The 15,095-nt window shown below is 59.4% G+C and carries 16 protein-coding genes; 7 read left to right on the top strand and 9 right to left on the bottom strand.

Going from position 1 to position 15,095, the window contains the following annotated elements:
• Nucleotides 1-524: 524 nt before the first annotated feature.
• Nucleotides 525-2,969 carry a glycoside hydrolase family 3 protein gene (locus tag B3520_RS17325; RefSeq protein ID WP_286805586.1) on the bottom strand — a complete coding sequence of 815 codons (2,445 nt, stop codon included), beginning with the start codon at nt 2,967-2,969 and terminating at the stop codon, nt 525-527.
• Nucleotides 2,970-3,163: 194 nt separating this feature from the next.
• On the opposite strand from B3520_RS17325, the gene B3520_RS17320 reads away from it, so the two are divergent.
• The 3 genes from B3520_RS17320 to B3520_RS17310 all read left to right on the top strand — a co-directional run bounded on the left by B3520_RS17320 (nt 3,164) and on the right by B3520_RS17310 (nt 4,982).
• Nucleotides 3,164-3,583, top strand: a complete 420-nt coding sequence (locus tag B3520_RS17320) for a secondary thiamine-phosphate synthase enzyme YjbQ (RefSeq protein WP_286805585.1) — start codon at nt 3,164-3,166, stop codon at nt 3,581-3,583.
• 89 nt (nt 3,584-3,672) lie between these two features.
• Complete coding sequence (locus tag B3520_RS17315; protein WP_286805583.1) at nt 3,673-4,647, top strand: DnaJ C-terminal domain-containing protein; 975 nt, start codon at nt 3,673-3,675, stop codon at nt 4,645-4,647.
• Nucleotides 4,648-4,649: 2 nt separating this feature from the next.
• Nucleotides 4,650-4,982: a chaperone modulator CbpM gene (locus tag B3520_RS17310; protein ID WP_286805581.1), complete on the top strand. Its 333-nt coding sequence runs from the start codon at nt 4,650-4,652 to the stop codon at nt 4,980-4,982.
• Between the two features lie 10 nt (nt 4,983-4,992).
• Here the strand turns inward: B3520_RS17310 and B3520_RS17305 are convergent, their stop codons facing one another.
• Together B3520_RS17305 and B3520_RS17300 are read right to left on the bottom strand one after the other, a co-directional pair.
• A complete protein-coding gene (locus B3520_RS17305; protein WP_286876485.1) occupies nt 4,993-5,784 on the bottom strand; it encodes an ion transporter in 792 nt (263 codons plus the stop codon).
• 10 nt (nt 5,785-5,794) lie between these two features.
• Nucleotides 5,795-6,466, bottom strand: coding sequence for an RluA family pseudouridine synthase (locus tag B3520_RS17300; RefSeq protein WP_286805576.1), 672 nt, complete (start codon nt 6,464-6,466; stop codon nt 5,795-5,797).
• A gap of 35 nt (nt 6,467-6,501) precedes the next feature.
• Between B3520_RS17300 and B3520_RS17295 the strand changes: the two genes are divergently transcribed.
• Entirely contained in the window at nt 6,502-6,723 is a 222-nt protein-coding gene (locus tag B3520_RS17295; RefSeq protein ID WP_024460435.1) for a DUF2970 domain-containing protein, read from the top strand.
• A 1-nt stretch (nt 6,724) separates the two neighbouring features.
• On the opposite strand, the gene B3520_RS17290 is transcribed toward B3520_RS17295, so the two are convergent.
• Nucleotides 6,725-7,207: a MarR family winged helix-turn-helix transcriptional regulator gene (locus tag B3520_RS17290; RefSeq protein WP_286805575.1), complete on the bottom strand. Its 483-nt coding sequence runs from the start codon at nt 7,205-7,207 to the stop codon at nt 6,725-6,727.
• A 167-nt stretch (nt 7,208-7,374) separates the two neighbouring features.
• Complete coding sequence (locus B3520_RS17285) at nt 7,375-7,512, bottom strand: hypothetical protein (RefSeq protein ID WP_170162818.1); 138 nt, start codon at nt 7,510-7,512, stop codon at nt 7,375-7,377.
• 386 nt (nt 7,513-7,898) lie between these two features.
• Here B3520_RS17285 and B3520_RS17280 point away from each other — a divergent pair, with 386 nt between their 5' ends.
• From B3520_RS17280 to B3520_RS17270, 3 genes are all read left to right on the top strand, one after another.
• Nucleotides 7,899-9,563, top strand: coding sequence for a nitrite/sulfite reductase (locus B3520_RS17280; RefSeq protein WP_123637574.1), 1,665 nt, complete (start codon nt 7,899-7,901; stop codon nt 9,561-9,563).
• Nucleotides 9,547-10,056 carry a DUF934 domain-containing protein gene (locus B3520_RS17275; RefSeq protein WP_123637575.1) on the top strand — a complete coding sequence of 170 codons (510 nt, stop codon included), beginning with the start codon at nt 9,547-9,549 and terminating at the stop codon, nt 10,054-10,056. Before B3520_RS17280 ends, B3520_RS17275 begins: the two co-directional genes overlap by 17 nt.
• A 292-nt stretch (nt 10,057-10,348) precedes the next feature.
• Nucleotides 10,349-10,888 carry a LamG domain-containing protein gene (locus B3520_RS17270; RefSeq protein WP_286806523.1) on the top strand — a complete coding sequence of 180 codons (540 nt, stop codon included), beginning with the start codon at nt 10,349-10,351 and terminating at the stop codon, nt 10,886-10,888.
• Here the strand turns inward: B3520_RS17270 and B3520_RS17265 are convergent.
• From B3520_RS17265 to B3520_RS17250, 4 genes are all read right to left on the bottom strand, one after another.
• A complete protein-coding gene (locus B3520_RS17265; protein WP_123637577.1) occupies nt 10,885-11,964 on the bottom strand; it encodes an alkene reductase in 1,080 nt (359 codons plus the stop codon). The genes B3520_RS17270 and B3520_RS17265 overlap by 4 nt on opposite strands.
• Nucleotides 11,965-12,126: 162 nt before the next feature.
• Nucleotides 12,127-13,149 carry a 3-dehydro-L-gulonate 2-dehydrogenase gene (yiaK, locus tag B3520_RS17260; protein WP_123637578.1) on the bottom strand — a complete coding sequence of 341 codons (1,023 nt, stop codon included), beginning with the start codon at nt 13,147-13,149 and terminating at the stop codon, nt 12,127-12,129.
• 21 nt (nt 13,150-13,170) lie between these two features.
• On the bottom strand, nt 13,171-14,340 hold the full coding sequence (locus B3520_RS17255; protein ID WP_286806521.1) for an ABC transporter permease: 1,170 nt from the start codon (nt 14,338-14,340) through the stop codon (nt 13,171-13,173).
• Nucleotides 14,337-15,092 (bottom strand): ATP-binding cassette domain-containing protein, encoded by a 756-nt coding sequence (locus tag B3520_RS17250; RefSeq protein ID WP_286806520.1) that lies wholly within the window; start codon nt 15,090-15,092, stop codon nt 14,337-14,339. The genes B3520_RS17255 and B3520_RS17250 overlap by 4 nt, the downstream gene beginning before the upstream one ends.
• Nucleotides 15,093-15,095: the final 3 nt, after the last annotated feature.

The raw sequence follows: 15,095 nt of genomic DNA, 5'->3' as shown, positions 1-15,095 counted from the left end.
GTCTCGCAACTACCTACCCTCCCTCCGCGGCGGCAGATTCACGTTCCGGGAATTAGCGCCTTTGCACCAAGCATTCTCTAAAATCGTAGGGTGGATAAGGGGGTGCCCCCCGTCATCCACCTTTGGTAAAGTCGTCAGCCTCGTTATTGGTGGATGACGCACTTCGTGCTTATCCACCCTACGCGCCCCTTAAGGCAAGTATTACCGCTGGTGCTAGTTCCCGAAACTTTGAATCTGGCACAGCGGAGGGAGGGTATACCGCTCCGAGACNNTCCCTCCGCTTACGGTCTTGAAAAGGTATCCCCCTTCCCGACCCTCAGTGCCACATCCAAATCTTGGCGTAGGTTCTATTTCCCGAAACGTTACGTTGGCACTGCGGAGGCTGGGTAACCCCTTGCGAGACCGTCACCCGCCTGGACGGCGGGTGATGAGCCTACATGGATGTATTTACGGCGTGTCTCGGAGCGGTATACCCTCCCGCAGCCTTTTGATCGAAGTACCAAAGACCAACCGTCCCTGTAAAACTACCCCTTCTCAACACGCACACCCGAGAAAGTTAGCTCCAGCTCGCCTTCGGTCGCGAGGCTGAAGGGCTCGAGGACGCGGGTGAAGAACTCTTCCGGGGGGAGGACCAGGCCGAAATCCGAGCCGACGTCGGGGAAGCGATCCAGGGCGATGGACAGCGTCCGCCAGCCCTGCCCCGCCAAAGCGCGCAGCTCCTCAGTGATATCCACCTCGGACAGCGCCGAAGGGCCACAGCCCACGCGCCACTGCACCGGTGCTGTGGGGGCGCGATCCACCTTCACGTCCACCACCAGAGCGCCGTTGGCCTTCCAGTAATCCGTCAGCACCTGACGATCCCGGGTGGCCAGTGCCATGGCGCCGAAGCCACCGCCACTCCAGATCACCTGCCGGGCATCCTCCTGCACCTCACGGTCTACCGCACTCACCGTTACCGTGGACACTTGCACCTGGTTACCCTTCATCACCGCCTTGTCGTTCACCTGGCCCTCGACTTCCACCTGCCAGGCGTCCAGCGGGCGCATCTTGAACAGCATCCAGACATCTTCGGTAGCGGGCAGTTGCAGGCCCTCCTCTGACAGATCGTCGCCCAGCGGATCGTTCTGCCCGTACGCCAGGCCGTAGCCGTAGGGAAACAGCGGCGCGTAGCCGGGCTCACCCATATTCAGGGGGCACTGATCCGGGCGGTCGGGCCAGGAGAAACTCAGCTTCCCCTTGATCGGATGACGCACCTGATCCTCGGTGTCGGTAAATAACACGTCGGCAACGCCACCGCCTTCGGTGCCCGGCTGCCAGATGACCACAAATGCATCGGAGGCGTTCAGCTCGCGGTTCACCCACAGCGGACGACCAGTAATAAACAGGGATACCACCGGAATGCCCCGGGCCTTGAGGGACTTGAGCAGTTCCCAGTCTCGTGTGTCGCGGGGCTTGTATTGGACATTCTGCACGTCGCCCTGCATTTCGGCGTAGGGGTCCTCCCCGAACAGGACGATGGCCACATCCACGGACTCATCGCACTGACCGTCCGGGCTGACGAACACCTCGCCACCGGCATCACGAATGGTGGCCTCAATGCCGGCGCTGACGGTGGTGGCGCCCGGAAAGTCCCGAGCGTCCGTTCCGGTGCCCTGCCAGGTGACCGACCAGCCGCCCACCTGCTTGCTGATATTGTCGATACCGTCGCCCGCCAAAAGCACCCGCTGTTTTGGGTTGAGCGGAAGCAGCTGATCGCGGTTTTTCAATAGCACCAGGGATTCACGCACCGCCTGACGGGCCACGTCCCGATGTTCTGGGGCACCAATGAGTGACTGACGACCCGCAAGGGTCCGGCTTGAGGGACGATCCCGCTCAAACAGACCCGCGCGCAACTTCACCCGCAGAATCCGACGCACCGCATCATCGATTCGGGATTGCGCAATGGTGCCGTCGCGCACTTGCGCCACCGTGTTGTGGAACAGGGTTTTCCACTCGGGGTGTGGCACCATGAAAATATCGAGCCCGGCATTGATCGCCTGAGGACAGTTCAGCACATCGGCGCCGGGGATGAAGGCGTGACCATTCCAGTCCCCCACCACCAGGCCATCAAAGCCCATCTGTTCTTTCAGGACACGGGTCAGCAGGTGATGGTGACCGTGGAGCGGCTCACCGTGCCAGCTATTGAATGACGCCATCACGGCCTGCACGCCGGACTCGATCGCACTGAAATAGCCCGCACCGTGAATGTCCCGCAAGCGCTCCTCGGAATCGACATTGTCACCCCGATCGATGCCGTTAACCGTACCACCGTCACCGATAAAGTGTTTGGCGGTAGCAATGACATGCTGCTCATCCAGGCAAGCCTCGCCCTGCCCCTGAAGCCCCCGCACCATCTCACCGGCATAGGCACGCACCAGCTCCGGGTCTTCCGCCCAGGATTCATAGGTCCGCCCCCAGCGATCATCTCTGGCCACGGCAACGGTGGGCGAAAAATCCCAGTCCAGACCGGTTGCGACAATCTCCCGAGCGGTCGCCTCGCCAATGCGGCGAATCAGTTCGGGATTGTGGGCGGCGCCGAGCGCAATATTGTGTGGAAACAGGGTGGCCCCCACCAGGTTGCCCACCCCGTGCACCGCATCGGTTCCCCACATGATGGGAATGGGCAGGCGTCCATCCCGGTCATCCATAGAGGCTTCCCAAAACTGATCGGCCAGGGCGACCCAGTCACTCGCCTGAGCGTACCGGTCATTGTTGGGCACACTGCCGCCGCCGTTGAGCACGGAACCCAGGTGGAAGTCCCGGATATCGTCCGGGGTTACCTGTTTGATCTCCGGTTGAATCATCTGACCCACTTTCTGTTCGAGGGTCATTCGATGCAATAGCGCGTCGATACGCTGCTCAATGGCATCATCCTTGGAAATGGCGCTTTTCAGGCGCGGCCAGGTCACTTGGCGGGAAGCGTTGAACATGACGACAGGGGCTCCGATTATTAAATGGTTTTACGGACTATAAGGTGGGGCATTCTAGCACAGTCGCCAATCCCATAAAGTCGGGGCTGCAAATTCAACAACACCGAGTTACCCTTTGTGTCTGCATGACGTCGAGTGCGCCATTTCTGGCGCCGACGTCCTCCACGCGACCGACCGATACAGGCAGATTACCTATGTGGCAACAGACTGAATTTCGCCTGCCCCCCAAAAGCCGGGGCTTCCACCTGGTCACCCAGGAAGTGCTCAGAGCGCTGCCCCCGCTGGACCACCTTCGCTGCGGCCTGCTGCACCTGTTTATTCAGCACACCTCCGCATCACTGACCATCAACGAAAACGCCGACCCGACCGTACGCGGCGACCTGGAGCGACACTTCAATCACTTTGTCCCCGAGCGGGCCCCCTACTACGAGCATGACTACGAAGGCGACGACGACATGCCCGCCCACATCAAATGCACCACCATTGGTGCCAGCCTGACCATTCCGATTACCGACGGGCGTCTGAACCTGGGAACCTGGCAGGGAATTTACCTGTGCGAGCATCGCAATCACGCCGGTAGCCGCACCCTGGTCGCCACCGTTCAGGGAGAGTAAGTGCCATACTTGATGAATATCAATTTGCCCCAACCATTTAGGCGCTAAGGTTTGTTCGTATTGGGTTCCTGTGATTCGCGAGGTCACCGATGGAATACAAGGACTACTACAAGACCCTTGGGGTCGAGAGAAACGCCAGCCAGGATGAGATCAAACGCGCCTACCGGAAGCTGGCGCGCAAGTATCACCCGGATCTGAACAAAGACGCGGGGGCGGAAGACCAGTTCAAGGAGCTGGGCGAGGCCTACGAGGTATTGAAGGACCCGGAAAAACGCGCCGCTTACGATCAGCTCGGCAGCAACTGGCAGCGCGGCCAGGACTTTGAACCGCCCCCGGATTGGGGGAAGGACTTCGATTTTGCCGGCGCCGGGCGTCACTACAGCGGCGGTATGGGCAGTGGCGATTTCAGTGACTTTTTCGAGAATCTGTTCGGCGGTGGTTTTCACGGCGGAGGCTTCACCCAGAACAACAGGTTCGGCCAAGGTGGCGGTTTTCGGGCTCGCGGCGAAGATCAGCATGCCCGCATTCAGATCGACCTGGAAGACGCCTTCAGCGGCGCCTCCCGGCAGATTACCCTGCGCAGCCAACAGGCGGATGCCCAGGGACGAATCCAGGCCGTCCCCCGTACCCTGAACATCAAAATTCCCAAAGGGATAAAGCCCGGACAGAATATCCGCCTGGCGGGCCAGGGATCGCCTGGTTTGGGTGGTGGGCCCAGTGGCGATCTCTATCTTGAGGTGGAATTCAGACCTCACCGGTACTTCCGGCTGGACGGGCGAGACCTGTTTCTCGATTTGCCCCTCACCCCCTGGGAGGCAGCATTGGGTACCAAAGTGAAAATCCCCACGCCCACCGGCAAAGTCGACCTGAAGATTCCCGAGGCATCCCAAAGCGGCCGCAAACTCCGGCTCAAGGAGCGCGGACTGCCCGGCTCTCCGCCGGGAGACCTGTACGTTGAGCTGAGCATTCACACGCCGCCCGCTCAAAACGCCTCGACGCGAGCGGCTTACGAGCAGTTGGCAAACGCCGCGCCGTTCAACCCACGCCGCCACCTGGAGAGCTGATTATGTCGGGAGATACCCATCGCCTGATGGCAGGCACCATTCTGGAAGAAGACGTTGAGTTGACGCTGGGCGAGCTCTGCCGACATTGCCAGGTGGAGGCCGACTTCGTGGTCGAACTCATCCATGAAGGGGTCATCGATCCGATCACCCCTTCAAGCCCGCGCTGGACCTTCAGAGGACACTGCCTCACCCGATTGAAGCGTGCCCGTCGCCTGCAACGGGACCTGGGGTTGAACCTCGCCGGTATCGCGCTGGCACTGGAGCTGCTCGATGAGCGCGAGCGCCTGTACGCCGAGCTGGCCCGCTGGCAGCGGACGGATCGCGAAACAGAATAGTCCGGCAGAGTTAATCGTCCTTTTCCCGGCGGTTTTTCTGCATGGCTTCGCTGAACGCTGCTGCCATGATTCCCGTCGGCATGGCGATGATGCCAATACCCGAAAGTGCCGTCAGCGCCGCAAAAAACCGCCCGAGCCCGGTCACCGGATACACGTCGCCGTAACCTACGGTGGTCAAAGTGGCCACTGACCACCACATGGAGCGGAGCACACTGCCGAATGCCTCCGGCTGCACCCCTCCCTCCAACAGGTACAACATGATGGACGAGGTCAATAGCACCAAAAACGCCAACCCGAAACTGACATACAGCTCAAACTGACGCAGCCGGACCGCATGCCCCAACTCCCGCAGGGCTTTGGAGAAACGCCCCAGCCTCGCCAGACGCAAGATCCGCAGCACCCGGATCAGACGCATGAACAGGGCTTCCATGCCCACCAGCCCCAAAAACAGCGGCAAAATGGCCAGCAGGTCAACCACCGCGGCAAAGCTGCCCAGATAGCGAAGGCGGCCCCACACCGGGTGGGCATAGCGGGCGCCCTCCACAGCCACCCAGGCTCGAATCAGGTATTCCAGCAGAAAAATCGCTCCCACCACCCACTCGAAAGCGACGAACCACGGCTCACGCCCTACCCTGATGGCGGGCTCGGTTTCCAGCAATGCCACCAACACCGCCACTGTGATCAGCGCGCAGATCCATCGGTTGGCCGGGGAAAGCCCCTGATCAGGCCAGGCGCCTGGCTCCAATTGCCGATACAACCAGGCTCGCCAGGGGTGCTTTGCGGAGGATGACGAGTGAACCATGAACAGGCTCCTAAAACGGTACGACCGACTCAAAAGAGGCAGTCTCACCCGATTCCGGGTGGGCAAAGCTGAGCGTTGACGCGTGCAGCAGCAGACGTGTCGCCTGCTGGCGCACCGACTCCGGCGCATAGAACTCACAACCCAGAATCGGATGCCCCAGCTCGGCACAGTGTAGGCGCAACTGGTGCGAACGCCCGGTGACCGGAGAGAGCGCCAGGCGCGTGGTATTGTCCTCCCGGTTGCGGGACAACACCCGGTAATGGGTCAGCGCCGGCTTGCCGTCCTCAGAGATTTTACTCCGTGGACGCCGCTCCGGGTCGGGGGCAATCGGCCACTCCATGACGCCCTGATCTTCCAGTACCAGGCCGTGTACTACCGCCGTATAGGTTTTCTTCACTGTACGAGCCTGAAATTGGCGACTGAGGTTGGATAGGCTGGCCTTGGTGAGGGGAATCACCAACAGTCCGGAGGTGTCGAAATCCAACCGGTGAACCGCGTGAACATCCGGGTAAGTCTCCCGCAGCCGGGCGATGACACTGTCACGATTGGCCGGATGACGTCCGGGAACGGTCAACAGCCGGGTCGGCTTATCCACCACCACAAAGCTGCTCTCCTGGCGTACAATCCCAACGTCCTCCTCACAGGGGGGCAGAACGGTCAGATGATCCGTTGAAGACGACATAATACGACTCGCAAATAAGACTATGAGGCCGAAACATGAGTGCCCCTGAAGACCCGGATAAAAAACCCAACCTGTTTCAGATCATCATCAGCACTCTGGCCGCTGCGTTTGGTGTGCAAAGCAGCAAAAACCGCGAGCGCGACTTCAAGCACGGCAGCATTGCCGCCTACATCATTTCCGGGGTGTTGTTCACCGCGATCTTTATCCTGATCATGGTGTTCGTGGTTCGACTGGTGCTCTCTCAGGCCGGACAGTAAGTCAGACGTGCTTCCAGAGCTGCGTGCTATCGATATCAACGGCCTTGAGCAGCTTCTGAATATTACCCTTGAGTGCCCGAAGCTCCGTCGGATGCAACTGATTCAGAAAGCGGTTCTGGTGGGTGACAGCCAACTCATTGAGCGTTTCGACCAGTGCGTGTCCCGACCGGGTCAGGTGCACTTTCACGGAGCGACGGTCCAGACCGTCGTGCTCACGCTGCACCAGTTGCTTGGTTTCCAGGCGGTCCAGAAGACGGGTGACCGCTGAGCGATCCACCGCGATATTATCAGCAATCTGGGCCGGCGTATTGGCCAGCTCATGGAACAGCACGTTGAGGATCATCCACTGGGGCCAACTGACCTCATGCTCGGTCAGCGCCTCATTGAACGCCTCCCGCATCTGACTGGCCAGACGGTTGATCCAGAAGGTGAAACTGTTGTGCAGGTGCAGGCCTTTGGTGGCCGCTCGATCAGAACCCAGCATGACTCCCTCGCAATGACATCAGACAGGTGAAAGGAATCCTGCCAGACATTAATTGACAACGCAATTATTTCAATGCAAAGAGTCGGAAAGACATCGGGTGGGATCGGGGCGCTCTGATGGCAACGTCAAAGACACCCCCGGTCGATCAGTGTGCCGGCAAGAAAATCTTATTGGCCACTGACCCAGTAAACACAGGTGACCACGAAGATGGCAATCAGCGCCACCGCCGCCATGGCATCGGCAAACGCATCGCCCTCGTGGGCTTCATGGGTCTCATTTTTCATAACATCAGTCTGCTCAGACATTATTGTTATTCTCCTCTCGCCAAACGTGGTAAGGATAGGAGCGCTTTACAGCCATCAGCTGAGCCGCTTTACGCCCCCAACAGGACAGTCGAATCTAATCACACCCCACCCGGATTGACAAGCGACCGCCACCGGATATAACCAAAAAGCATTAGGATAGCGGAAAACATTCGTTCAAACCGGCCCCCGGTCTCTGGTATTTTTGCGCCCTCTGAGACGGGTGTGTGGCCTGCCACCGGGCCGACCACCACCTCCGTTCAGGGTCGCGCCGAAGCGGGTTTTGCTGTATCCTCCGCCGCGACAATACACCGGTTTACGGGCGCTATTGCATTAGCGTTCGCTAACATACCCAACCTTTCCCGGAAGTACAGGTAATACAGCCCTCTATGTACATCTATGACGAATACGACCGCCGCATCCAGGGGCAGCGCGTTACCCAGTTTCGCGCGCAGATGGAGCGGTATCTGGACGGCCAATTGGAAGAAGCGGAATTTCTTCCCCTACGCCTGCAAAACGGCCTCTATGTTCAGCGCCTGGCGCCGATGCTGCGCATTTGCGTGCCCTACGGCCTGATGAACAGCCGCCAGTTGCGCAAAATGGCCCACATTACCCGTACCTACGACAAGGGTTACTGCCACATCAGTACCCGCCAGAACATCCAGCTCAACTGGCCCCAACTGGAAGAAGTGCCGGACATTCTGGCGGAACTGCTGGAGGTGGAGATGCACTGCAACCAGACCAGCGGTAACTGCATCCGCAACACCACCACCGATCAGTTTGCCGGTGTCGCGACCGATGAGCTGGTGGACCCCCGCCCCTATTGCGAACTGATCCGTCAGTGGTCCACCTTCCACCCGGAATTTGCCTTTCTGCCGCGCAAGTTCAAGATCGCCGTGAGCGCCACTCAGGAAGACCGGGCCGCCATCCGCGTACACGATATCGGCTTGCAGATTGTGCGTAACGAGGCCGGCGAACTGGGCTTCTCTGTCTTCGTGGGCGGCGGTCTGGGTCGCACCCCGGTCATTGGCAGTCTGATCAATGAATTCGTACCGGAGCAGCATCTACTGACCTACCTGGAAGCGATTCTGCGCATCTACAACCAGTTCGGCCGCCGGGACAACAAATTCAAGGCCCGCATCAAGATTCTGGTGCGCGCCATGACCCCCGAAGTATTCGCCGAAAAGGTCGAGCAGGAATGGCAACACCTGCGCGATGGCAGCGCCACCCTCACTCAGGCAGAAATCGACCGGGCCCACAGTTACTTCACCGAGCCGGCCTATGAAAGCCTGGATGATGCCGCCGCACAGGCCGAGCTAGACACGCTCGCCAGCGACAACAAAGCCTTCTCCAACTGGCTTAAGCGCAACGTGCGCGATCACAAGAAGCCCGGCTACGCCGCCGTGAACCTGTCGCTCAAACCGACCGGTATCGCGCCCGGCGACATTACCGACCGGCAGTTGGAAATCATCGCCGATCTGGCCGATGACTTCAGCTTTGGCGAAGTGCGCACCACCCACGAGCAGAACATGGTGTTGGCGGATGTGAAGAAAGCCGATCTTTTCGACCTCTGGCAGAAAGCCAAGGCCGCCGGCTTTGCCACGCCCAACATCGGCACCCTGACGGACATCATCTGCTGCCCGGGTGGCGATTTCTGCTCACTGGCCAATGCCAAATCCATTCCGATTGCCGAGGCCATCCAGCGTCAGTTTGAAGATCTGGACTACCTCTACGATCTGGGTGACATCGACCTGAACATCTCCGGCTGCATGAACGCCTGCGGGCATCATCACGTCGGTCACATCGGCGTTCTCGGGGTCGACAAGAAAGGCGAGGAGTTCTACCAGGTGACCCTGGGTGGCAACTCCAGCAACGATGCCGCCCTTGGCAAGGTGATCGGCCCCTCTTTCACTGCCGAGGATATGCCCTCGGTGGTCCAGAAAATCATCGATGTGTACGTCGAGAAGCGGACCGAAGAAGAGCCCTTTATCGACACCGTCAACCGACTGGGTATTGCCCCCTTCAAGGAGCGTGTCTATGCCAAAGCTAGTTAAAGACGGCGCCATCGTCGACAACGAATGGACCCTAATGGCCAAGCCCGAGGGCGAGGCAGCCGAGGCGGAAGTACCCGCCGGACAGATCATTGTCCCGCTCTCGGCCTGGCTTGCCCAGAAGGATAAGCTGTCCGCCCGTGACGATATCGGCGTATGGATCGATACCGACGAGACCGCCGATCAACTCGGTGAAGACGCGCAGCGTTTCCCGCTGGTCGCAGTGCACTTCCCGGCCTTTGCCGACGGTCGCGCCTTTACCAATGCGAGGATGCTGCGCGAGCGCTTCGGATTCACCGGTGAGCTACGTGCCGTTGGGTATTTCCTGGCCGAGCAGGCCTGTTATCTGCGTCGCTGTGGCGTCAACGCGTTCGATTTCGGCGCGGATCGGGAACAGCACCTGCAGGCGACGGTCGATGCACTGCAGGATTTCACCGAGTACTATCAAGCCTCGGTCGACGAGCCCCTGCCGCTGTTTCGCCGCCGGGCGTCCTGAGGGACTTTCATATCGAAGAGCTCCCAGCATAGCGAGGGCCTCCCGGCCCTCGCTTGATCGATTCCGCTCGCTGTGACACGCTTTGGGGACAACAACATAACCCCAGAGAATCAACCTGATGACACCATCTTCCCTGATACCGAAGACTCTGATCCTCGGTCTGTTAGTCTGTGCCGCCAGCTGCAGCACTTCCCTTTTAACGCCTGATGACACCGACAGCACCCTCTGGAGACTTGATCGCCTGGACCGGGTGGGCTCTGCGCCGGCTCGAACTGAGGGTGATCCGACCCTCGTGGACACCGTCCACGGCCCCGCGATTCGCTTCGATGGCGATGGAGACCGACTGCTGGTTGAGCACAATCCGCTGGCCGAACAGAATCAATTTACCATCGAGGTCTGGTTCAACCCGGCAGATGTTTGGCCGGCGAACTGGGAACCCCGCTTCTTCCACATCGAATCACTCGACAACCCCGATCGTCGGATCACAGTCGAACTTCGGCTGAATGATCAACAGCAGTGGTACCTCGACGGGTTTCTGAAGTCCGAGCGGGACGCCCTGACGCTGATTGACGAGACGCTAGTCCACCCGGTGAATCAATGGCACCACGCCGCCCTCACCTTTGATGGAACCACGATGCGTACTTACGTCAACGGTGCACTGGAGCTGGAGGGTACAGTAGACTTTGAACCGATTGGTACCCGCGCGCGCACTTCAATAGGCGCCCGATTGAATCGGGTTCACTGGTTCAATGGTCTGATGCTTGCAGTGAGAATGACGCCCCGGGCCCTGGAGCCCGAAGCGTTTCTGGACTGGGAAAAACTGCCCGACTAGACCGTCTCGGGCTTCCTTGCAGAGTACTTGAGCGAAGGATAGTCGGTATAGCCTTCCGGGCCCGAGGCATAAAATGTTGTCGGATCCGGTTCGTTCAGGGGAGCGTCCTGAGCAAAACGTTCCGCCAGGTCCGGATTGGCGATATAGAGTCTGCCAAACGCGACGGCATCCGCTTTGCCTTCGGCCAACCAGCGCTCGGCGCTGGTCTTCTCATAGTTTTCGTTAGCAATGTAGACGCCGCCGAACTGCGCTTTCAGGTCCGGACCCAGGCTGTCCTCCGCTTCGTGCTCCCGCGAGCACAGAAAGGCTAACTCGCGCTTGCCAAGCTCCCGCGCCACATAACCGAACAGCGCGGCCGGGTCTTCATCCCCCATGTCGTGGCCATCACCGCGCGGCGCCAGATGCACCCCGACCCTACCCGGCTCCCAAACGCTCAGTACCGCATCGGTCACTTCCAGCAGCAGTCGGGCACGGTTTTCGATCGAGCCCCCGTACTGATCGGTGCGCTGGTTACTGTTGGTCTGCAGAAACTGATCCAGCAGATAACCATTGGCGCCGTGAATTTCCACTCCATCAAACCCCGCACGCCGAGCGTTCTCGGCCCCGCGTCGATAGGCTTCGACCAACTCCGGAATTTCATCCAGGGTCAGCGCTCGCGGCGTGACATATTCTTTTTTCGGACGAATCAGACTGACGTGCCCTTCCGGACGAATCGCACTGGGGGCGACCGGTAATTCGCCCTCCAGATACACCGGGTCCGAAATCCGGCCAACGTGCCACAGCTGCAAGAGAATTTTTCCACCCTCAGCGTGCACCGCCTGTGTCACCTTGCGCCAGCCCGCTACCTGATCTTCCGACCAGATTCCCGGGGTGTTCGGGTAACCAACGCCCATGTGCGTCACTGAGGTGGCCTCGGTCAGAATCATGCCCGCACCGGCACGCTGGCGATAGTACTCCGCCATCATATCGTTGGGCACCCGGCCTTTGGAGGCGCGACAGCGCGTCAGGGGCGCCATGATGATACGATTGGACAACTGTAGGTCGCCAATCCGGATTGGGTCGGTCAAATGGGGCATGTTTCGTTCTCCTGAACAAAATCCGTAGAGCACGGAAAATCAATGAACGGATGTACGTGAACCCCTATTGCTTGGGATCATTTCCCCCTTTTAAATCCTCCCCGAGATGACCTTTACCTTCCTTTACGTGAGGCCCAGCTCTCGTCTCTGACACAGCACACGCTATAGCGCTTGAATCGAAGCCCAGAGTGCAGCATCAACCGGTATGCCGCGCTGCTGATTCTCCGCACGTCGAGCCATTACCGCTTCACCCGGATAGCGGATAACGCCGTCGGGCTTTGCCGGCCGGGAGCGATGGAGATCGTCGATGATCGACTGGACCGCGCCGCGTAAAGCGGGGCGATCTCCCAGTTGGTTGAGATCAATGGCGATAAAAACCTGAGACACACCATACTCCAGTGTCTGCTGACTGATATCCGCCGTGGAGCGGCCACCACTGAGCAGGGTGGCGAGCAGGTCCAGCATCAGCGACAGCCCTGCGCCTTTCCAGTAACCCACGGGCACTGGCCGCTGACTTTCGAGAATTGCCCGGGGATCGTCAGTCATGTGCCCGGCGGTATCGTAACCCCCGGGCACGGAAAGCTTGCGCTGCTGTTCGACGGCCAACTCCATCGCACCGTAGGAAAATTGCGATTGCGCCATATCCAGGACAACCGCACCCGGTTCGTGAGGTACCGCCATCACCAACGGATTGTTCCCCAAACGACAATCCGCAGCCCCCCAGGCCGGCAGGTTGGCGATGGTGTTGGTCCAACCGATAAACACAAACCCGCGCTCAGCGGCTTGCCAACCATAGGTACCACCGCGCATCCAGTGGTTGGTGTTCGCCAGTCCCACACAGCCCAATCCGTGAGATTCGGCCAACACCATGGCCCGTTCCGTGGCGGTGCAGGCGTTGAGTATCCCAGCCCCCAGGTGTCCGTCCCACTGCTCAAGAGCGCCCGCCGCCAGAGTGCACTCGGGCTTCGCCGAGGGCACGACATGTCCGCGACGGATCAGGTCGACAAAACGGGGAAAGCGGTTCAGTCCGTGGGTGTAGACACCATCAATACTGTTATCGGTGAACGTCTTCGCCAGGTGCGCCGCCTCGGTTTCTGCGAAACCCTCCCGGCGCAGAATGTCGCTCAACGTCTGTACGCTGAGCGCCGGACTGATCAAAAGATTCTGAGCCTTATGGGACGACATATACCCCTCGCCTTCACTGAATTACTGGAGAATCGACTCGTGACGATATCGACGCACGGCCATCGACATCAATAACACCGCCAGCGCAACGCAGCTGGCACTCGAAAGCACCCAGTGCACCGGAACAATCGACTGCCCATTTACCAGTTGAGTCATCAGTTGGTACTGACCGAGCAGTGGAATCGCCATGGTGAGACTTTGCTCGGGAATATTCAGGAACTGCAGTAGGAAAAACGGCAACATGGGCACCAGCATGGCAATGCCCAACTGCGTCTGAGCCTCCTTGGTCGAACGGGCAAACGCCGCAATGACAAACAGGAACGCGGTCATCAACAGGGCGACCGGCAAATGCAAAAACGCTGCGGCGACGAACGTCGATGCCGAAAAATCATAACGGCTGGTGAATACTCCATCGTCCAGCAACCCGAACAGAACGAAGCCGCTGATCAACGGGAGAATGAGAGACATCAGGACGAACGCCAGTATGGCGACATACTTACCCAGTACCAGTTGCCAACGCGGGACGGGTAAAGCCAGCAAGGGCTCAAGCGATAACCGCTCCCGCTCTCCGGCGGTCGTGTCCACCGCCAGATAGAAGCCGCCCATCATCATGGAGAAGAGCAACATGAACGGCAGGATCAAGCCCATGAACGCCTCACCCGGCACTTGGGTGGAAACATCCCGCTCGCTGATATGGAGCGGGTCAAAGACCTGCTCGTCCATCCCCCGGGCCAGAAACCGCAGGCTTCTCAACCGGGAATCATACCCATCGAGCACCGCCCGTAGTCGCCGCCGCTGCTGGGTCGCGTCGTCACCTCCGCTGTGATAATGGATCACCACCGGGGCGGGTCTGGCGTTGCGCAAAGCCGGTTCATAGTCCTCCGGAATTTCCATAACCAGCGGCAATTCACCACGGCGCAGTGGCTCAATGAAGTCCTCTTCCGTCGCCTCGGTATTGATGTTGTGCTCGGCGAGAAAGGCCATCAGGTTGGGGGCTCGATCGCGCCCGACCACCGCCACTGACAGTGGCTGTTCCGTATCGACACTGAATTTATTGACGTTGAATACCAAGGGCCCGATCATCAACGCGGGTAACAGCAGAGGGCCGTATAACAGGGTGAAAAACATGGAGCGCCGATCCCGCAGGTTGTCCCGGATCTCCTTCAGCAGAATGACCCAGAAGGACCTCATGGCTGCACCTCGGGCTGTTCACCAATGGCGGTCACAAAGGCATCTTCCAGATCACTCTGCCCGGTGCGTTCCAGAATGCCGGTCACGGTATCGGTCATGGCAATGCGTCCCTCACTGATGATGGCCACCCGATCACACAGACGGGACACCTCCTGCATGATGTGGCTGGAGATCAACACACAATGGCCCTCGTCCCGAAGGCGGCGGAGAATCGTCCGCAGGTTGCGTGTGGCCATGACATCCAGGCCATTGGTTGGCTCATCGAGAATGAGGGTGCTCGGGTTGTGAATCAAGGCGCGCCCCAGCGCTACCCGGGTTCTCTGTCCCTGGGAAAATCCCTCAGCCCGACGATCGGCAAAACCTTCCATATCAAGCCGCTCAATGAGATCACTGGCCCGATGATGCGCCTCCTCGGCACTCAATCCGCACAACTGCCCGTAGTACACCAGGTTTTCCCGACTGGTCAGCCTCGGGTACAGGCCGGCATTGTGTGGCAAAAACCCCAACCGCCGGCGGACCGCCAGGGGCGCTTTCACTACATCATGACCATCCACGCTGGCCAGGCCGCGGTCAGGTTTGACCAGCCCGGCCAGAATTCTCAGGGTGGTGGATTTACCGGCACCGTTGGGGCCGAGCAGACCGGTGATTTCCCCATCCTGCGCGTCAAAGCTGACATTCACCAGCGCCTGGACCAGTGTCTTCTTGCGGCCCCTGGGATGAAAGGATTTTACTAATGCCTGGGTGTGAATCACGTC

It is taken from the genome of Marinimicrobium sp. UBA4509 (genome assembly GCF_002388575.1).
Classification (GTDB): Bacteria; Pseudomonadota; Gammaproteobacteria; order Pseudomonadales; family Cellvibrionaceae; genus Marinimicrobium; species Marinimicrobium koreense.
Note: the sequence above shows the minus strand (reverse complement) of the source record. Positions and strands in the feature narration are given on the sequence as shown.